We start from the raw sequence: 19,347 nt of genomic DNA on the forward strand, positions 1-19,347 counted from the left end.
GCACAAGGTCGTTCATGAGGGCAAGTAATTCTGCCTATTGTTCAATTTTTTTCTTTGTTTTCAATCACTAGTTTGTCGCACAATAAGACTATTTACTGTTATACTTTATGTTGCATTTCGAATTACTAACATGGAGAGCATAATGAAAAAACTGACAGGATTAATAATTATCCTGGCCGCTTTGGTTCTAGGCGGATATTATGGTATGGGCATTCTTACTGAAAAAACAATCAGAAAGAATATTGAGGTAATTGACCAATCGAATGGATTGCGAGCAGAGATTAAGCAATATAATCGCGGCCTATTTAGCTCAGAGGCTCAGATCCAATGGCAACTACATATTCCTGAACATGTGGCCGATGTAGATGGCGCTGCACAAACTGTTCCGGCACAAGATTATTCCATGGAAATGCCTTTAACGATTCATCATGGTCCAGTTATTTTTGCTAATAACTCCGTACGATTTGGACTTGGATATGCTGAAGCTGTTTTCCCATTCCCTAAACAATATGTTGATCAATTCAATGCGAACTTCACTGCTGATTCAACTAAGCCACAATTAGACTTAAGTATTTTTGTGAATTATTTTAATCAAAGCACCTTGGATTTTAATGTTCCTACATTTAATTTGACCTCTAAAGACGGTGGCCGTTTTAACTGGTTAGGATTGAATGCGACCACAACAATGTCTCCTGGAATGAAAAAAGTTGGTGGTACGGTGGTTGTTGATGGGGTTCATCTTGCTAAAGGTGATGCACAAGTTGATTTGGGCAAAGTCTCTAGTGATTATGATTTACATGAAACAGATACTGGCTTGTATTTAGGTGATGCAAACTTCACTTTGCCTGAGTTTAATATCCAGGTTAAAGGACAAAAAATATTCGAAGTTTCAGAATTACTCTTTAAATCAAAGAGCGATATTGAACAGCATTTATTTAACACAAGCTTTACTATGACCATTAAGTCAGTTTTGGCAAATGCACAAAATTATGGTCCAGGTGAAATCAATATATCGGTAAGAAATCTTGATGCGGATGTATTAGCGAAAATTAACCAGCAAGCCAATACAATGCAAAATGGTACTGAAGAACAGCGCCAACAAGCAATGATTGCTTTACTTCCTGAACTACCTAAGTTATTCAACAAAGGGGCAGAGTTAGAAATTTCTAAGCTCAATTTCAAATTACCTGAAGGCATAATTGATGGTACTTTGCTTATTTCTCTACCTAAAGATGAAAATGCTAATCCATTCCAATTGATGCAAAAAATTCGTGGGAATGCCAAATTGAGTGTTCCAGCTGCTACCGTAAGAGAATTAATGAAGCAGACAGTAGCCCAACAAATGGCGAAACAACCTAATGCTCAACCATCAATTGCGAAACAGTTGGGTGCTCAGCCGGCGGCTCAACAACCAGGACAAGCTGCTGCGGTACAACAGCCTGCACAAGCGGCACAGCCATCGGTAGAGCAGCAAGTTGATCAGCAATTAAATGCGCTGAAACAGGCGGGTTTAATCGTCGAAAAAGGCACTGATTATTTCATTGAGGTAAGCTTAGATCAGGGTAAATTTACTGTGAATGGTAAGCCATTTAATGACTCGATGTTGAAGTTTTAATTCGAATCTGCTTTGTTTAAAAAAGGGGAAATTGTATTTGCAATTTCCCCTTTTTTATTTTTCAGCAACTTTGGGATATTACGGGCTCCAGTATTGGTTATTCTATATTGATTTAACGTAGTTTTTTCAATTCGACCCTTGTCTGACACGGTTTGATTCGGTAATATACTGTTTTTAAAAGGAGGAGCTAATAATAATGACAACAATCAGTAATGAAGTAGTGGATAACACCGCTTCACTGGCCGAGAGCGTAACACATTCAGTACAAAAATATTTTTCAGAGCTTAAGGGAACTGATCCTGTTGACTTATACCAGTTTGTACTTGAAGAAATTGAGACACCTTTATTTCGAGCAGTAATGGAACACTGTAAGTACAATCAGTCACGAGCTGCAATTATGCTGGGAATTAGTCGTGGAACATTGAGAACTAAGTTACGACGTTATTTTGATGACAAATATGTTGGTACGCGTGATTAATTACGCTGGATCAAATAAAAAAGGGAGCTAAGGCTCCTTTTTTTATTTGAGCCATATTTTGGTATCAATTGACCATCAAGTCTGGTAAAAGCGTTTGCGCTATTCTGAGGCTGAGCTTGACTATCCAGCCTACATTTAATGACATCCTTCGCTTAGTTGAAGTGCTTAATTTGCTCCTGGCCCTTTCGTAACAATCAATGGATTGCTATCAGTATGCTCCGAGGAGCCAAAAGGCCCAATATTTTTCCCAGTGATTCGGTACTTAATATAATCAATAAGATGTAGGATAATATTGAGTAAGTTTTTAGTGTTATGCTTTTCAAATTGCATCCACGTTCTTTTCCTACCTTCAGCATCCTCGGTTACACCGAAAAGAACCTCTTTTGAGATTGGATAGGAAAGAGAATATTGCTGGGCTACAGAATGATGAGAGGAGATTCGTTTACTGATGCTGGAGTTAAAATTCTTAACTAGCTCATCATAAAATTTACCACCATCTTCCATATTCAGATGTCCACCATTTAACATTTCTTGCAGTATATCCTGAGTACGAACGGGGTTCGCTTCATGATCTGAATTCAGGTGTAATGCAGAAATTAACCTAAGTAAAAAGTTAACTTCTTCACAGCTAGTCTCAATATGATGCTGTTCCTTTCGTAATCCTGCCTGTATGTGTTCGAGCATGTCCGTATATGTATTTTCCACTTTATCGAAAAATCTAAATAGGTTGGTATATTTAGACATAGTGCTCTCTTTTTTTATTAACTGCGCTAATTGTAGCAGCAATAAATTAAGAGACTATTAATATGTGTCTAAGTAAATAAAATACGGAGGTTTTTTAGGGTTGTTTACAAGCAACGAAGGACACTTACTAAAGGAATGTTCTGAGCGTAGGTCGGAACTATGACCTGACTTTTTCTCGGGTTCTCCAGCCTTTTGCAACGGAGCTCTTAAAAGGATTGGAGAGGTAATGCTGATTTAATCTATTCGATTTTGGCGGTAAACGATGAAAAGCGTCGGGCCATGGGCCCGACCTACGATACGAAAGGGATTATTCGGCAAACATAGAACTAACAGATTCTTCTATGTTCACGCGTTTCATTGCCTGCGCCAGCATGTCTGAAAGACTGACTACACGGATTTTATCGCAAGCACGTGCTTCTTCTGATAAAGGAATCGTATCAGTAATTACTACCTCATCAATTTGAGAGTTTTTAATGTTTTTGAGGGCAGGGCCTGATAAAACGGGATGGGTAATATAGGCTCTCACACTTTTCGCGCCGCATTTCTTTAATTCATGGGCAGCAGAACAAAGAGTTCCTGCAGTATCAACAATGTCGTCAACGATGATACAGTCCTTATTTGCTGGTTCACCAATGATATGCATTACTTCGGATTTATTAGGTCCACTGCGACGTTTATCAATGATAGCCAGTTCCGCATGTTCGAGGCGTTTGGCAACAGCACGAGCGCGGACTACGCCACCAACATCTGGTGATACAACCATAATGTTTTGCAGATTTCGTGTGGCAATGTCCTCAAGTAGCATGGGCGTTGCATAAACGTTATCTACAGGCATGTAGAAGAAACCTTGGATTTGATCCGCATGTAAATCAACGGTAAGAACACGACATATTCCTACAGAGGCCATCATATCAGCTACAATTTTTGCCGTAATAGGCACACGTGCAGAACGTACCCGTCTATCTTGTCGCGCATAACCGAAGTAGGGAACTACGGCGGTTATTCGGGCTGCAGAAGATCTTCTTAGAGCATCTGCCATAGCCAGTAGCTCCATCAAGTTATTATTTGATGGGGCACAAGTCGATTGAATAATAAATACATCCCGTCCGCGAACGTTCTCAAGGATCTCGACCATGGTTTCGCCATCGCTGAAAGTACCAACGGTTGCTTTGCCTATGGGGATCTGTAAGTGGGAGGAAATTTTTTGTGCTAGTTCCGGATTCGCGTTACCGGCAAATATCATCATTGTGGACATGTGTAAAAAGCCTTAGACCTAGTTCATCGTTTAACTTAAACACATAGCAGAAGACAGCCAAAAAGATATTATTATTATTTGAGCATCAACTAGGATGCATCCTTCTAGGTTATCTTCTGCTGTCTGTTTACTTGTGAATCAACAAGAAAGTGGCAGGGGTGCTAGGATTCGAACCTAGGTATGCAGGGATCAAAACCCTGTGCCTTACCGCTTGGCGACACCCCTAAAAAATTGCAGATTCTATATAAAAGCTTCCATAAATTATAATAGCTTCCATCCTTGCGATGTGGGGGTATTTTGCAGTGGTTTTATTAACATGTCAACTTTGAAAGCAATAAATTTTATAAATTTTTTAAATTTATATCTTTGGTAGGTTCTTGCTTGGCAAATTAGTTCAATTTGAACGCAAGAGTTTCATTTAATGGGAGGTTGGCGTTGAGTGTCGCTCAACAAAATTTCTTGAGCGAACTCAGAATATAGTGCTTCGCGGTATTCAGCGCCAACCTACGTTAATCAAATAGCCCAATTTTTTATGACAACTTTCACCATCACCCCATTTCCGTCTAAACGAACGATGCCAGGGAGGGCGACTCCTTTTACAATTGTGTAGTTTGCAAAGGTAACGGTATAGCCACTTTGTCTTAACATAACCAGATTATTCGCGGCATCACGTTTTTCTGAACTTACCTTACCGGGAGCAGGCAGGCCTCTAACCCAATAGTAAAGATTGTTCACCGGAAGCCTAACCCCTGTTTGTTGCAGTAATAATTCATCCGCATTGGTTGAGGTAATTCTTTTGGGGCCATCTTGGAAGGTAATTGCGCTCCCTTTTTTATTAATTAGAACAGCTCCGGCCCCTAAAGGTCCCATTAAACGGATTTGGTATGAGCTTGGCCCATTTTGCGCCCAATGCATTGCTGCCGACCAACCTTTCGATTTATTTTTGGTTGCTAAAGCACCACGAACTTCCCAAGAGGAAACTGTTTCGGCTTTGCCGGTTGCATGTTGTTTTTCTGCTGGCGTTTCGTTAGGAACGGCTTTTGCTATTTTGCTTGGTTGTTCTGGCATCATTGCAGGTCTTGGTGGAGCACATGCCGTTAACAAGAAAATAGGAAGCACAATAAAACGTTTTAAATTATCCATACTCACCTCGGTCCGTGATCTGGTAAAGCACCGCATCCTACTGTTTTACCAGGATTATTGTAGTTTTTTGTACAACAATACGCTAGACTGGTCTTCTTAGCAATCAGTCTTAAATCATATGAAATCAAAAGCAATATATCCAGGCACCTTTGATCCGGTGACCAATGGTCATGTGGATATTATAGGACGAGCTGCGAAAATTTTCCCTGAACTTATTGTTGCGGTTGCAACTAATAAGGCCAAAAAACCTTTTTTGCCTTTGGAAACTAGAATACGTCTTTTGCAGGAAACCTTAGCTGATTTGCCTAGTGTGCAGGTCATGGGCTTTGATAATTTACTAATCGATTTTGCACAGGAACAAAAGGCAACGGTAATCCTACGCGGTTTGCGCGCTGTTTCTGATTTTGAGTATGAGTTTCAACTTGCAGGAATGAACCGTAAGTTATATCAGAATATTGAAACCATATTTTTAACACCATCAGAACATGCTATGTTTATTTCCTCCAGTTTGGTACGTGAGATTGCGAATTTAGATGGAGACATTTCTCAATTTGTTCCTCCTTGCGTCGCTCAGGAATTAAAAAAGAGATAAAGAATAATGATTTTCAATAGAAGAAAACCCAGGCATTTATGGTCTGCGGTACTAGTTTTCAGTTGTTTTCTTTCTGGTTTTAATACCTATGCAAAACAGACGCTTAATCATCCCCCTGGATATGCAGTAGCTACGGCTAATCCTTTAGCGACTAATGCTGCATTAGATATTTTAGCTCATGGTGGAAATGCCTTCGATGCTGGTGTTGCCGCAGCTGCGGTATTGGCTGTGGTTGAACCTTATCATTCCGGCTTGGGTGGGGGGAGTTTTTGGTTATTACATCAAGAAAGTACTCGCTCTAATGTTTTTATTGATGCCCGTGAAACAGCCCCAGCCGCGGCTCACAAAGATATGTATTTAAATGCAGATGGAGAGGTTGTTTCGGATTTATCCCTAAATGGTGGCTTGGCTGCTGCGATTCCAGGGCATCCCGCAGCTTTGGTTTATCTTGCAAGGCATTATGGTCGCTTACCCTTGAGTAAAACGCTAGCCCCGGCAATCAAACTAGCCCAAGAGGGATTTTTAGTGGATAAGCAGCTTAATCATTTTTTCAAGATGGAAGGTCGAATTGAGCAGCTGAAAAAATATCCGGCAACAGCCGCGATATTTTTAAAAAATGGACAGCCGTATGAAATTGGTGAGCGTTTCGTCCAAACCGATTTAGCGAATACCTTAAAGCGAATTGCTGAACAGGGCGAGAAGGGGTTTTATACTGGGGAAATTGCGCAGCGTCTCGTAAAGGGGGTTAATGCTGCGGGGGGGCGATGGGCTTTATCGGATCTCACCGATTATCAAGTGAAGCTTAGAGAACCCTTAGTTGGTGCTTATCATAATATGCTCGTGATTACTGCTCCTCCTCCTTCTGCTGGTGGAGTTGCTTTATTAACCATGTTAAATATTTTATCTCATTATTCCTTATCTTCCCTGCCTAAGGTGCAATGGGTACATTATTTGACTGAATCTATGCGTTTGGCCTATTGGCAACGCGATGAGTTTTTGGGCGACCCGGATTTTGTGTCTGTACCTGTAGAAAAATTGATTTCTGCTGAGAATGCGAAGCAATTAAAAGCATTAATCCCTGAGAATAAAGCAATCTCGAGTAAAGTGCTGCAAGGATCTAGTCAGAGTTCTACTAAGGAAAGCAATACTACCCATATCTCAATCATTGATGCAGAGGGTAATCGTGTTGCGGCAACTATGACCATTAATTTTATTTTTGGTTCCAGCGTGGTCGCAGAAGGAACTGGTGTTTTACTTAATGATGAAATGGATGATTTCACCGCTAAAGTAGGGGCGTTAAACGTATTTGGGGTTGTGGGAAGTGATAAAAACAGCATCGCCCCGGGTAGACGTCCGGTATCAACCATGACACCAACCTTTCTTGAGTTGCCTGGACGTGTCGCAATTTTAGGAACTCCTGGTGGTAGCCGTATTGCTACGATGGTTTTGCTTGCTTCATTGGTGTTTCACGATGATTTTGGGGCAATTAGCATGGTTTCGGCAATGCGTTTTCATCATCAATTTCTTCCTGATTTACTACAGTTTGAGCCGGATACTTTTTCTCCAGAAATTCAAGAAGCACTCAAGGCTATGGGGTATACCCTGATGCCTTTAGGACAATATTATGGCGATATGCAAGCGATTACTTGGGATAAGGATACTAATATTCTTACGGCTGCCTCAGATCCGAGAGCGATAGGACTAGCGGCTAGTGTTGTCACTAGCACTCGTGGGTATGGGGTAAAATATTAGAGGGTATTTTTTAATTTGTAGCCTAGTTACTTGCAACTAATGACAGGTACTTAAGGAGTTCACCCGGTTGCAAGCAACCAGGCTACTTCTAATGGATGCAGCGAAATCATGGTTATATCGCCTTATTTGCCAATTAACGCTTTAATTGAATCATAAGTTTGCTGAATTAACTCAGCCTTGTTATCCATAGTAAATTCTGTTGTATCAATAGGCTTACCTATATGTATTTCTGCTTCCTGATTCAGGTGAATATTAAAGGTACGCGCTGGCAAAATATTATTAGCGCCTCGAATACCTATAGGGATGATGGTCGCACCAGACTCAATTGCTGTAATAAAAGCCCCTTTCTTAAAAGGTGCCAGTTCTCCATCTTTAGAGCGTGTTCCTTCTGGAGCGACCCAAAGAATAATGCCACTTTCCATTAATTTTTTTGCAAAGGCTAAATCTTTAATCGCTTGATAGCGGTTTTTTCGATCAATAAATGGAAACTCTGCTGCTTGCATGGCTTTACCCATCAGTGGAATTTTAGATAATTCCTTTTTCGCCAGCATACGGATTGAATGATTAGGAAATGCTTTAAAACCAAGAGGAATATCATAGGCACTGGAATGGTTACACATAATAATTGTGGCTTTTCCCTGCTCGGGTTGGACCTTATATGGATTAACTACTTTATACTTTACCTGCACACCATTGAGTAATTGATCAACCCAATGATGAAGTGTTTTATCAATCCATGCTCGGGTGGTGTTACCGAAATAGTATTTGCCAATACAGCGGAGACTGGTTACTGCTGTATAAAAAAACAAGGAACCAACGACCCATGCTGTTCTTATCTGGTTTATTTTCATTATTATTCGGTTAAGTTAAATGAGGCGCTAATATAACTTAAGTCGCTACAATTGCCCAGATGCTGCACGATCAGGAGCTAATATTTGGCAGTTAGGACAAAATGCGGAACTGCGACCTCCGATCATAACGGTTTGGATCGAGTGTTGGCATTGCATACACGGTTGATTTTTACGGCCATAAACTTTAAGCGAGATGCTGAAATAACCTGGTTTCCCATCAAAGGCATAAAAATCGCGCAGTGTCGTTCCCCCACTTTTTATCGCTTGTTGTAACACGGATTTAATGTGCTTTGCCAAAAGATGATAAGAGGTTTCATCAATATTTTTTGCTGGGGTGGAAGGGTGAATATTTGATAAGAATAAGCTTTCAGTAGCATAAATATTACCTACGCCAACAACGATTTCATTATCCATAACAAATGATTTTATGGGTTTATTTTTATTTTGAGCTCGTTGGTATAAGTAATGCCCATCGAAGGCTTCAGAAAGTGGTTCGGGGCCTAGGTGAGTCAGTAGTTTATGCTGATGGGGGTTTTCATCTATATAGATGAATAGACCAAAGCGTCGAGGATCACAAAATCTCAGTGCTTTTCCATTAGTTAAACATAACGTAATGTGATCATGTTTTTCCGGTAAGCTGGTGTCGGATACAATGCGTAAGTGTCCTGACATTCCTAAATGAATTAAAAGATATCCTTCACTTAATTGGAGCAGAATATATTTGGCTCGGCGCGTTACAGCGAGGATCTTTTTTTGGGCACAAAGCTCATTAATATCGAAGGGCACTGGAATTCTAAATCCATAGTTACGGACCTCAATGTTCCGAATGCTTTGCCCTTCGAGATGAGGTTTAATTCCCTCTTTGGTTGTTTCTACTTCAGGTAATTCAGGCATTATTTCTTATCGTCATGTTCAATGATACGACCTTGCGTTTTTTTAATAATGGTTGTTGTTTTTTTTGTATTTGGAAAAAGTAGTTCTTTAACTACCGATATGAGCCAAAGAGTTCCGCCAATAATTAAGCCCCAAATAACAACATAGGAAAACATAAACAGCAGACCAACAAATAAGGCAATGGCAATTCCGGCAATAATAAATGGAATTAGAGTCTCAAAGATCTTTGGTACTTGAAATTTATTGTTCATAGCATTATTCCAAAATGTGTATATGATGAGATAAGGTTAATTATCGACTACATCACGAAATGTTGCAACGGAATGAGTAAAAATGTGTTATCCTTATACTATACTTGAGGGATCTGATGTAAAACACCGCTACAAGCGAAGTGTTTTGCCTACGGAAGTGGCTTTTTCATAAACTAGCATTAGACGCGGAGTGATTATGCTTTTTGGTTATCTAAACCTGTCTTTTTGGGGGTATGTGGTTGCAGTTCTGGTTATGACGCAAATTACCATTGCCGCAGTAACGCTTTACCTACATCGCTATCAAACTCATCGAGCCTTAACGTTACATCCTGTTGTGAGCCATTTTTTCCGCTTATGGTTATGGTTAACTACTGGAATGGTTACTGCAGATTGGGTTGCTATTCATCGTAAACATCATGCAACGACTGACGTTGAAGGAGATCCACATAGTCCTGTAGTTCTAGGCATTAAAAAAGTATTTTGGGAGGGGGCTGAGCTTTACCGTACTGCGCGTAAAGATCGAGAGATGGTTGCTAAATACTCTCATGGCACACCAACTGATTGGATAGAAAGAAATATTTACTCGCGTTATTCTGCCGGGGGAATTGCATTGATGTTTTTCATCAATTTATTCTTCTTTGGTCTTCCGGGAATTACCATTTGGGCCCTTCAAATGATGTGGATTCCTTTCCATGCAGCAGGTGTGATTAATGGAATCGGTCATCACTGGGGCTATCGAAATTATGAATGCCGAGATGCTGCAACCAATATAATTCCTTGGGGATTTTGGATTGGTGGCGAAGAGCTGCATAATAATCATCATACTTTTGCCTCATCAGCCAAGTTTTCAGTGAAGTGGTGGGAGTTTGATATTGGTTGGATGTACATTCGTATTCTGTCGTTCTTGGGTTTGGCACGAGTTAAAAAATTACCACCAAAGTTAGCTATGGAGGCAGGTAAGTTGCACGTCGATATGGATACTGTAAAAGCAGTTATTTCGAATCGTTTCCAAGTGATGTCTAATTATTATAAAGGCGTGATTCGCCCGATATTAAAGCAAGAACGAATTAACAGTGATGACAGTAGAGAAACGAAAAAGATGTTTGCGCGAGCAGGCAGTTTATTACGTCGTGAAGATTCTTTACTCAGTTCTAAAGCCAAAGCGCGTTTGTCTGCTTTATTAGAGGCTCGTGAGCAATTACGTGTTGTTTATGCATACAAACAATCATTGCAAAACGTTTGGTTAAAAACAGCGGCAACGCAAAAAGAATTGATTGACGCGCTGCAACAATGGTGCCGTCAGGCTGAAGAGTCAGGTCTTGAGGTGCTCAAGCAGTTTGCACAGCAATTAAAAGGATATGTTCCTGTTGCTCAAACAATTTAGTTAATTCCTCTAACCTGGTTGCTTGCAGCTAGGTTCCTCCAGTTTGCAATCAAAGTAGGTCGGGTCAATGGCCCCGACTTACAGCATGCGAGAAAATTCTTTTATAATCCATTTGCTTACCTAAAAACTTCTTCTATACTCAAAAGCCTTAGAAAAGGTATTTTGAGGTTTTTGAGAATAGTAGTACTATGATGATTGGAGTAATAACAGGGAGTTATTTATGACTAAGAGTGTTGCAATCGTTACTGGTGGTACCGGAGGAATTGGTAGTGCAATTTGTCAGCGTCTGGCTGCAGATTATCAAGTAGTTGCTTGTTATTTTAAACATGGACGACATGAAGAAGCCAAACAATGGCAAGAAGAACAAAAAAAACTAGGTTTTGATGTCGACATTATCTATGGTGATGTAGCGCAATTTGCTGATTGTGAAAAAATAACAGCACAAATGATGGAGCGTTATGGACGCATTGACGTGTTGATTAATAATGCAGGCGTTACTCAAGACTGTAGTTTAAGAAAAATGTCTCCAGAACAATGGCAGCAAGTTCTTGATGCCAACTTAACTAGCGTTTTTAACATGACACGCAATGTCATTCCGCATATGTTGGATAAGGGATATGGCCGTATCATTAGTATTTCTTCGATTAATGGACGTAAAGGGCAATTTGGCCAATGTAATTACGCTTCTACCAAAGCCGCATTATTCGGTTTTACCAAAAGTCTTGCCTTAGAAGTAGCAAGCAAAGGAGTTACCGTAAATACTATATCTCCTGGCTACATAGAAACCTCGATGCTCTCAGGCCTTAAACAAGAAATTCTTGATGCAATTATTGCTAATATTCCTGTCGGGCGTTTGGGGCGTCCCCAAGAAATTGCTGATGCGGTTGCTTTTTTTGCTTCCCCAGACAGTGGTTTTATGACTGGAGCAAATTTAGACATTAACGGCGGCCAGTACATGTAGTTCCTTTCATATATTGATGCAGTAATCGCCTAAATTAGAAAAGAATAGCTCCCAAAAGTTGTTACTCTTGGGAGTTAAGTCTATGCTTAATTAAGGTAAAACAACAGTAGAGAGTCCTATGCACAGTCACAACGTCGTATTAATTACTGGGGGTACCGGTGATATTGGTACTGCAATCGCAAAACAATTAAATGCATCCTCTAAGCATGTATTTGCCCTTGATCTTGCTACTAAAGAGCATGGAATAGCCTGGGAAGAGGAGTTGCGAGAGACAGGGTACCGAAATATAGCGTTTCGACATATGGATGTGAGTGATTATGATCAATGTGAGAAGGTCATCTATTCCATTATAAAAGAGTTCGGTGATGTTGATGTTTTAGTAAATAATGCGGGTATTACACGAGATGCGGTATTTACTAAAATGACAAAACAGCAATGGGATGAAGTATTGCGAGTTAACCTTGATGGAATGTTTAATGTAACCCGTCAGGTTGTCGAAAATATGAGAGAACACGAATCAGGACGAATCGTTAATGTTTCTTCCGTAAATGCACAAAAAGGCCAGTTTTCTCAGGCAAATTATGCGGCTTCTAAAGCAGGTATTTATGGATTTACCAAGAGTCTGGCACAAGAGTTAATGAGTAAAAATATTACTGTAAACAGTATTTCTCCTGGTTATGTGGATACTCGTTTAATGAAGGGGATTCGCCCTGATATTTTGGAATCAATTATTGAGCAAATTCCGGCAAAGCGTTTAGCACAACCTGAAGAAATTGCTTGGGTAGTTGATTTTTTAGTTAATGAGAAGAGCCGATACATTACAGGTGCAAATCTGAGTGTTAACGGTGGACTTCATATGTATTAGTTGGCATTCACGAGTTATCTGTTCTTCACAATACGACTTTTTGATAAGATGGAGTATTGGGCTGAGACAGATAACTCAGACTATATCAATATTCATGAGAACGCTATGACTCGATTAATAAAAAAATATAAAAATCGTCGCCTTTATGATACAGAAACCAGTCAATACATTACTCTTGAAGAGCTACAACGTTATGTCGTGGATGGGGTACAATTTACCGTTGAAGATTCAATGACAGGAAAAGATTTAACAAATACCATTTTGTTACAAATTATTGTCGAGATGGAGGCGGGAGCAAATCAATTTTTATCATCGGCAATTTTGCGACAGATCATTTCCTTAGCGAATCATCCGATGCATGCATCGCTAAAAAAAATGATGGAGCAGATGTTCGTGGCTATGGAAAAACCCCTGCAAACCAATCCTTATACTCAAGCTACTGAAAACTGGAATCAGCAAATGCAAACGATGATGCAGCAGTGGCAGTCTTTATTTAAATCGTAACACGATTCATTAATTACTCCCCTTAAGTTAAGGTTTATGCTTATAAATTATAGGTTGGTCTTATAGCCCAACAAGATCTCGAGCCACGCAGGTGCTTCAGGTTGAGCGATCGGTTCAACCTACGGTGGCTCTATATGGGGCGCCGAATTATGCTGCACTGCAAAAAAATAATTTTTTAATGCATTGACAAGAATGTTCCCCATGTACTATTATTAAATTGTGCGATGCAACATAATAGTGGAGAATATCATGAATCAACCCAATTTTGAAAAATGGAGCGATCTGGCTAAGAAATTACAAGAGCCTTTCCAAGCCATCGCTGAATTAAATGTTAAAACATTGCAAGGTATTACTTATATTAAACCAGAAGAACTTGCTAGTATAAAAAAGCCTGAAGAATTATTAGAAAAGCAAATTAATTTGGCTGTGGAAAATGGTCATAAGGCTTTGGATTATATGCAAAAATCTTTTCAAATTGTTGAAAAGGCAATGTTAAGTCTGGTTGAAGAAGCTAAAAAAACCGGATCTGATAAGCATTAATTATAAGTTTCTACCTACTTTAAAAAGCCGCTATTTAAGCGGTTTTTTTATTTTTATCCAAAAACATACTTATCCTCAATTAAGTTTTTAGGACAAAACAATTATTTTGCTGCGGCGCACAAAAATAATTTGTTAATCTATTGACAAAAAAAGAGATAATGTACTATTATTAAATTGTGCAATGCAGCATAATAGTGGAGGATACTATGAACCAACCTAATTTTGAAAAATGGAGCGATGTGGCTAAGAAGTTACAAGAACCACTCCAAGCCATTGCTGGATTAAATATGAAAACAATGCAGGGCATTACCTACATGAAACCAGAAGAGCTTGCAAAAATTAAAAAGCCTGAAGAGCTATTAGAAAAGCAAATTAATTTGGCTGTTGAGAATGGTCATAAGGCACTGGAATACATGCAAAAATCTTTTCAAATTTATGAAAAAGCAATGTTAAGCCTACTTGATGAAGCTAAAAAATCAGCTTCATAAATTAGAAAAAGATGTAGCCTTGGTACCACCCTGCGTAATCAAGGCTACGGTTTTTTATATGTAGATCTACAATCCCCAATAAAGAATATCTTTTCTCAGCTCCGAATGAGCATAGACGCCAGGAACATCAATAAACACACCATTAGTAACTAGTTTGTCACTCATTTTTTGTGCGCCAATTTGAATAAATTCTTCATGTGCTTGGCAAAGAACTATCGCGTCGCAATGTTCTAGTTCTTCTAAATCAATCCAATCCATATCTATTTTTTCCTGAATGACTAAGGGGTCGCAGGCGAGGACATTAATACCCATGGATTTAAGATTATCGTATAAATTAATTGACAAGCTGTGACGGATATCATTTACATTTGCTTTAAAGCTCATACCCAAAAGGGCAATTTTGGCATTGGATATCACTACTTTCTGTTTAATCAGCAGCGTGGTTAATTTATTAATTATAAAATAATAAAATTGTTGGTTTGTTTGATAGGCACAGCTTATTAAATTATGGATGCAATCAGAGGTGCTGGCTTGGTAAATTAAGTAATATGGGTCTTCGGGAATGCAATGTCCTCCAACTAAACCTGGAGTATATGGGTGGAAATTAGATTTTGTTTTTGCAGCATCTAAGACATCGTGAAATGGGATTTTCAGTTTATCCATTATCTGAGCAAATTCATTCATCAGGGAAATATTAACGCTACGTTGAATGTTTTCCAGAAGTTTACTTGATTCAGCTACCTCAAGACTTGATGCGCTATGCACTTTTATTCCGGGAATTAATTGGTACAACTGTTCTACTTTTTTTAATGCGTGTTCGTTTTGTCCTGAGATAACCCGGACTGAGGTATTGAGTTGAGTCAAATGCTCATCTCCTGGAACGATGCGCTCAGAAGCATAGCCAACAAAGAAATCAGTACCACTTGTTAATCCACTGCGTTTATTAAGAATAGGGATTAACAATTCACGAGTTGCTCCGGGGAATACGGTTGATTCCAAAATAACGAGATCTCCTTTTTTTAAAACCGAAGCCACAAGTTTTGATGCAGCTTTTAAAGGGCGAAGATCGGGTATTTTGTGGGAGTTTATGGGGGTTGGCACAGAGATTAAATAATAGTTTGCTTCTTTTAATTGTTCAGGGTCATGGGTGAACTTAATATTTTGGGTATAGACTGTTGTAATTTCCATATTTTGGTCAACACCAGAAGCAAGTTCGTTAATTCGTTGTTCATTGATATCAAAAGCAATGACTTTGATTCCTGCATTGGAGAGGGTAAGTGCGCTATGTAACCCAACATAACCAACCCCTATTATTGCAACGATTTGCGTCATAATATCCCTTTGGTATGCAGTTCGTCTTATAGGAAGTATAGATTATATTTTGCATATTCTGGGTATTTAATGGTGTAAATTAGCAAATCGGTTACGGTTATTGCTTTAAGAAAAAATCGATGGTTTCTTGCAATCCAGTAGAGAAATCATATGTTGTTGTAAAACCTAGGGCTCGCATTTTCTCTACGCTGCCGACAGAATGCATAATATCGTAAGAGCGTTTAGGATGATGTATATGATTTATATTTTTCCCCATAAGTTTCGCAATTTCAAACGCCAATTGATTGATGCTAATTCCGCTACCAGTACATATATTAACAACATCGCCATCGGTAGTTACTTTGTTCATTGCATTGACTAAGGCGTGGACTACATCTTTCACAAAAATAAAATCTCTAGTTTGATTCCCATCACCAAAAACTATCGCGGGGATGTTGCTTTTGAGCGCATTAATAAACTTAGTGATTACTCCTGAGTAGGGTGATTGTGGTACTTGTCTTGGGCCATATAAATTAAAGAGGCGTAAACCCAAGGTTGGTAATTGATAATTTTTTCCTAAAGCATAAGCATTTAACTCAACTGCTAATTTGTCACAACCATAGGAGGAAAGTGGTTTAGCTAATTGGTTTTCTTGAAGTGGAAGCTTTAGGGGCTCACCATAAACAGCACAAGAAGAAGTATAAACCACGGGGATTTTTCCTGCCTCAATGGCTAATTTAAAAACAACTAAACTTCCTTGCATGTTTGTCGCATGAAAGTGAAACCAATCCTCCATAGTCATAATTACCGATGGAATGCCAATTAAATGGAAACAGCCGTCAATATTTTGGAAATAAGGACGAACGAGCTCTACATTAAGTATGTTGGTTTTAATCGTTCTCGCTTGTGGGTGTTCATAAGTTCCGGTAGAGAAGTCGTCGATGACCGTAACTTCATGCCCTGCGTCAATTAAATAATCAACCAAATGTGATCCTAAGAAACCAGAACCGCCTGTGACTAAATAACTTCCCATTGTTGGTGTCCTTTGAGATAGATCTATATTGGGAGTATAGCCTAAATAAAATGCTTGTTTTTTAAATAAAAAATATAGTTTATTAGGCTTAACGAGAAGAATTTTCTATTTTTTTTCTGTATTCTCATCCAGACAAATCGCCTCAATACTCGTTAGATTGGTGATGCATTTACCCCCATCTTTCAAGTCATAATGCCAACGATGTCTTGGACAGACTAAGCAGCCATTTTCAATCCAGCCTTGTGATAAATCGGCTCCCTGATGTTTGCAATATCTTAAAATAGAATACTGTTTCCCTTCATAATGAACGATGATGCGTTCGCGACGCTCTAAATACGATTTCATTAGTTCACATAGCCTACCGATGCTGCTTGCATCTAAAGTAATAAATCCATGAATAAGCGTACTATACAAATCGGGTTTGCGAGACAGTTTTACTCTAAAGGTTAAAGCAAAATCAGGCCAGTTGATTTCTTTTTGTAATACCTTATGCACTTGCCAGGCAGGGGCCTCAATTAGGTAATAATGATGGGTATCGAGGATAGTTTTGACCGTGGTTACGGTTTTTTCCTTAAAATTAACTTGATACATCAAGTCATAATCTTGAATTTTCCAATAAAGAGGAACCGTTACTTCTTCATGGACTAATTTTAAGCATTTAACTTTTTCCTCTAAGTCCTTTTGCAAAGCCAAAAAAACTTGTTGTGGATTTATCTTATTATTTTCCAGCTCACGTTTATAAAAATAATCAGTATAGTCATTCGCATAGGATTGCACGGTGTGATAAAACTCAGCATCGTTAAGTCGATTAGGCGCTAAATGAAGCCATTGAGATGCAACCACATCTAAAGCATCTCCTGGCATCAGCTCTGGCCATTTTGTATTTGAATCGTTGCAACGCTTATTTAAATACTCAATGAGTTCGGGTGCTCTGGGGAAAATATTAATTGGCTCAAAATTTTTATGGATGAGCATCGGATCTAAAAAGCAGGGGGGGCCTGCGGAAGGAAAATAAAACGTAGGTTTTACTGTTTCAATTGCTCGTGCCGTCAGTTCAAATTTCACTGTTTTTTTGCTTAAGGAAATTTTTTCATAAGTAAGTAGATCATAGTCATAACAGGTAGGATGCCAGATGGCTCCGGAAAATTGAGCTGCGAATACATCTATTGGTCCGTATTCTTTGGTTATGGCTTCTAAGCGCTCGTTAATCTTACAATCATTAATATTGAGAAATGTTTTCGCATTGGCTTTGATGAGGACACCTGAGTCGCATTCAAGCTCTGAATCAATAACAAACATGTTGAGGCTGGAACCATCTTGAAAGACTAGGCTTTCCTTATCTTTTAATTCAAGGATTTGTTTACACTGATAATCCATTTGCATTAAGTCATCTTTGACTATGGGATGCTGAAATTCGGCCAAAATAAAGGAGAAATCTCTATTTTCTAGTGAGTTTAAAAAAGCAGGATCAAAATGGTCCTTGTGCTCATGGCTGATGTAGATGTATTTTTCTTTTTTGCTTTTGTTAAATAAATCAATAATATAATGAGCCATATGATGGTTTCTTGGATATTGAAACCAGGAGGAGTCAAACGCCCCAAAGGGGGACAACCAAGGATCTAAAACGATAATGGTTGACGTGGTTTCTACACAAAAGCCCGCATGCCCTAAGTAAGTAATTATCATTTTATACCTATTTGTTTAAAGTAGGCTGCAATATCCGCAATGGTTGTGTCTATATTCCATTTATAAGTATAGTGGGTCAGGTTCAATAATTTGCTGATGTCTGGTTTGCGATCAGCGATGTAGATAAAGTCATTATGATAAACCTCACTAAAAGGAATATGAGTAATCGGTGATTTGCTTTCGCAAATTTTTTTTATTTTTTTTGCTAAGGAATTAATGCTGATGTCTTCATTGAAACCAACATTCACGATTTCTCCAACAGATGCTGGATTATTGGCGAGTAGATTAATTAAATTAACGGAATCTTCCACATTGCAGAAGGATCTTTTTTGCGTTCCATCACCAAAGACGGTAATGGGTTCATTACTCAGTGCTTGTTTAATTAATCGTGGTACTACCATGCCATAGCGCGATAATTGATTGCGCCCAACGGTATTAAATAATCGTAGAATAATAGTTGGAATTTGATGTTTGTGCCAAAATGCTAAGGCGATGGATTCATCACTGAGTTTGCTAATTACATAAGAAGCATGACTGGTGATGCTGCTTTCAATAATTAACGGGGTATGCTCGCTCATGGTTTTATGCTGATTCCCATAGACTTCGGAGCTGGATGCGATGATCACTAAGGGGGGGCTCTCTAGAGAAAGAATGGTTTCCATAAGTTTTAGGGTAGCAAAAATATTGCATTTTAAGGTTTCAACCGGGTGATTTAAAACATGAAACATGCCAACAACGGCAGCCATATGATAGATTCTATCAACACCAACAAGTACTTGGGCAAGCCCCTTCCATTTGAGCAAGTCTTTTTTGTAGAAGGTAAAGCCTGGTTTTTGTTGTAAGGCTTTGATGTTTTCGATCCTACCGGTTGATAAATTATCAACAACAATGACTTCATCACCTTTTTGCACATGATATTTTGCTAAATTCGAACCTATAAATCCCGCACCGCCAGTTATTAGAACACGCATCATGGTCTCCAACGCTTTTTATCCTTTTT

20 protein-coding genes and 1 tRNA gene are annotated in these 19,347 nt (G+C 38.9%); 10 read left to right on the forward strand and 11 right to left on the reverse strand.

Translation table 11 applies throughout. The features are described from left to right. The first annotated feature begins 142 nt into the window (after window positions 1-142). Window positions 143-1,615 carry a YdgA family protein gene (locus tag J2N86_RS03325; RefSeq protein ID WP_252580989.1) on the forward strand — a complete coding sequence of 491 codons (1,473 nt, stop codon included), beginning with the start codon at window positions 143-145 and terminating at the stop codon, window positions 1,613-1,615. A 196-nt stretch (window positions 1,616-1,811) separates the two neighbouring features. Further along, window positions 1,812-2,093 (forward strand): helix-turn-helix domain-containing protein, encoded by a 282-nt coding sequence (locus J2N86_RS03330; RefSeq protein ID WP_058476721.1) that lies wholly within the window; start codon window positions 1,812-1,814, stop codon window positions 2,091-2,093. Between the two features lie 165 nt (window positions 2,094-2,258). Here J2N86_RS03330 and J2N86_RS03335 read toward each other — a convergent pair whose 3' ends face one another. The 4 genes from J2N86_RS03335 to lolB all read right to left on the reverse strand — a co-directional run bounded on the left by J2N86_RS03335 (window position 2,259) and on the right by lolB (window position 5,235). Further along, the gene (locus J2N86_RS03335) at window positions 2,259-2,837 is read right to left on the reverse strand and encodes a hypothetical protein (protein ID WP_252580990.1); all 579 of its coding nucleotides are present in this window, start codon (window positions 2,835-2,837) and stop codon (window positions 2,259-2,261) included. A gap of 307 nt (window positions 2,838-3,144) precedes the next feature. After that, window positions 3,145-4,092: a ribose-phosphate pyrophosphokinase gene (locus J2N86_RS03340; RefSeq protein WP_252580991.1), complete on the reverse strand. Its 948-nt coding sequence runs from the start codon at window positions 4,090-4,092 to the stop codon at window positions 3,145-3,147. Window positions 4,093-4,242: 150 nt separating this feature from the next. Then, a tRNA-Gln gene (locus J2N86_RS03345) sits at window positions 4,243-4,317 on the reverse strand. 288 nt (window positions 4,318-4,605) lie between these two features. Further along, window positions 4,606-5,235: a lipoprotein insertase outer membrane protein LolB gene (lolB, locus tag J2N86_RS03350; protein ID WP_252580992.1), complete on the reverse strand. Its 630-nt coding sequence runs from the start codon at window positions 5,233-5,235 to the stop codon at window positions 4,606-4,608. 118 nt (window positions 5,236-5,353) lie between these two features. Here lolB and coaD point away from each other — a divergent pair, with 118 nt between their 5' ends. Together coaD and ggt are read left to right on the forward strand one after the other, a co-directional pair. Further along, on the forward strand, window positions 5,354-5,827 hold the full coding sequence (coaD, locus tag J2N86_RS03355; RefSeq protein ID WP_252580993.1) for a pantetheine-phosphate adenylyltransferase: 474 nt from the start codon (window positions 5,354-5,356) through the stop codon (window positions 5,825-5,827). Between the two features lie 6 nt (window positions 5,828-5,833). Then, complete coding sequence (gene ggt / locus J2N86_RS03360; protein ID WP_252580994.1) at window positions 5,834-7,579, forward strand: gamma-glutamyltransferase; 1,746 nt, start codon at window positions 5,834-5,836, stop codon at window positions 7,577-7,579. 122 nt (window positions 7,580-7,701) lie between these two features. Here the strand turns inward: ggt and J2N86_RS03365 are convergent, their stop codons facing one another. From J2N86_RS03365 to J2N86_RS03375, 3 genes are read right to left on the reverse strand one after another with little or no spacing between them, the layout of a single operon-like run. Further along, window positions 7,702-8,430, reverse strand: coding sequence for a lysophospholipid acyltransferase family protein (locus J2N86_RS03365; protein WP_252580995.1), 729 nt, complete (start codon window positions 8,428-8,430; stop codon window positions 7,702-7,704). 45 nt (window positions 8,431-8,475) lie between these two features. Beyond that, window positions 8,476-9,324: a bifunctional DNA-formamidopyrimidine glycosylase/DNA-(apurinic or apyrimidinic site) lyase gene (gene mutM / locus J2N86_RS03370; RefSeq protein ID WP_252580996.1), complete on the reverse strand. Its 849-nt coding sequence runs from the start codon at window positions 9,322-9,324 to the stop codon at window positions 8,476-8,478. Next, window positions 9,324-9,575, reverse strand: a complete 252-nt coding sequence (locus tag J2N86_RS03375) for a hypothetical protein (RefSeq protein WP_252580997.1) — start codon at window positions 9,573-9,575, stop codon at window positions 9,324-9,326. Before J2N86_RS03375 ends, mutM begins: the two co-directional genes overlap by 1 nt. A 196-nt stretch (window positions 9,576-9,771) precedes the next feature. Between J2N86_RS03375 and J2N86_RS03380 the strand changes: the two genes are divergently transcribed. From J2N86_RS03380 to J2N86_RS03405, 6 genes are all read left to right on the forward strand, one after another. Next, the gene (locus J2N86_RS03380; protein WP_252580998.1) at window positions 9,772-10,959 is read left to right on the forward strand and encodes a DesA family fatty acid desaturase; all 1,188 of its coding nucleotides are present in this window, start codon (window positions 9,772-9,774) and stop codon (window positions 10,957-10,959) included. 220 nt (window positions 10,960-11,179) lie between these two features. Continuing rightward, a complete protein-coding gene (phbB, locus tag J2N86_RS03385; protein ID WP_252580999.1) occupies window positions 11,180-11,920 on the forward strand; it encodes an acetoacetyl-CoA reductase in 741 nt (246 codons plus the stop codon). A 118-nt stretch (window positions 11,921-12,038) separates the two neighbouring features. Further along, window positions 12,039-12,785: an acetoacetyl-CoA reductase gene (gene phbB, locus J2N86_RS03390; protein WP_252581000.1), complete on the forward strand. Its 747-nt coding sequence runs from the start codon at window positions 12,039-12,041 to the stop codon at window positions 12,783-12,785. 105 nt (window positions 12,786-12,890) lie between these two features. Further along, the gene (locus tag J2N86_RS03395; protein ID WP_252581001.1) at window positions 12,891-13,289 is read left to right on the forward strand and encodes a polyhydroxyalkanoate synthesis regulator DNA-binding domain-containing protein; all 399 of its coding nucleotides are present in this window, start codon (window positions 12,891-12,893) and stop codon (window positions 13,287-13,289) included. Between the two features lie 249 nt (window positions 13,290-13,538). Next, a complete protein-coding gene (locus J2N86_RS03400) occupies window positions 13,539-13,829 on the forward strand; it encodes a phasin family protein (protein ID WP_252581002.1) in 291 nt (96 codons plus the stop codon). Between the two features lie 206 nt (window positions 13,830-14,035). Next, window positions 14,036-14,317 (forward strand): phasin family protein, encoded by a 282-nt coding sequence (locus tag J2N86_RS03405; RefSeq protein ID WP_252581003.1) that lies wholly within the window; start codon window positions 14,036-14,038, stop codon window positions 14,315-14,317. 66 nt (window positions 14,318-14,383) lie between these two features. Here J2N86_RS03405 and J2N86_RS03410 read toward each other — a convergent pair whose 3' ends face one another. The 4 genes from J2N86_RS03410 to J2N86_RS03425 form a co-directional block, all read right to left on the reverse strand. Next, a complete protein-coding gene (locus J2N86_RS03410) occupies window positions 14,384-15,649 on the reverse strand; it encodes a nucleotide sugar dehydrogenase (RefSeq protein WP_252581004.1) in 1,266 nt (421 codons plus the stop codon). A gap of 97 nt (window positions 15,650-15,746) precedes the next feature. Further along, window positions 15,747-16,661 (reverse strand): NAD-dependent epimerase/dehydratase family protein, encoded by a 915-nt coding sequence (locus tag J2N86_RS03415; protein ID WP_252581005.1) that lies wholly within the window; start codon window positions 16,659-16,661, stop codon window positions 15,747-15,749. A 105-nt stretch (window positions 16,662-16,766) separates the two neighbouring features. Beyond that, window positions 16,767-18,347 carry a Rieske 2Fe-2S domain-containing protein gene (locus J2N86_RS03420; RefSeq protein WP_252581006.1) on the reverse strand — a complete coding sequence of 527 codons (1,581 nt, stop codon included), beginning with the start codon at window positions 18,345-18,347 and terminating at the stop codon, window positions 16,767-16,769. Next, window positions 18,344-19,321 (reverse strand): NAD-dependent epimerase/dehydratase family protein, encoded by a 978-nt coding sequence (locus J2N86_RS03425; RefSeq protein ID WP_252581007.1) that lies wholly within the window; start codon window positions 19,319-19,321, stop codon window positions 18,344-18,346. The genes J2N86_RS03420 and J2N86_RS03425 overlap by 4 nt, the downstream gene beginning before the upstream one ends. Window positions 19,322-19,347: the final 26 nt, after the last annotated feature.

It is taken from the genome of Legionella lytica (assembly GCF_023921225.1).
Lineage (GTDB): Bacteria > Pseudomonadota > Gammaproteobacteria > Legionellales > Legionellaceae > Legionella > Legionella lytica.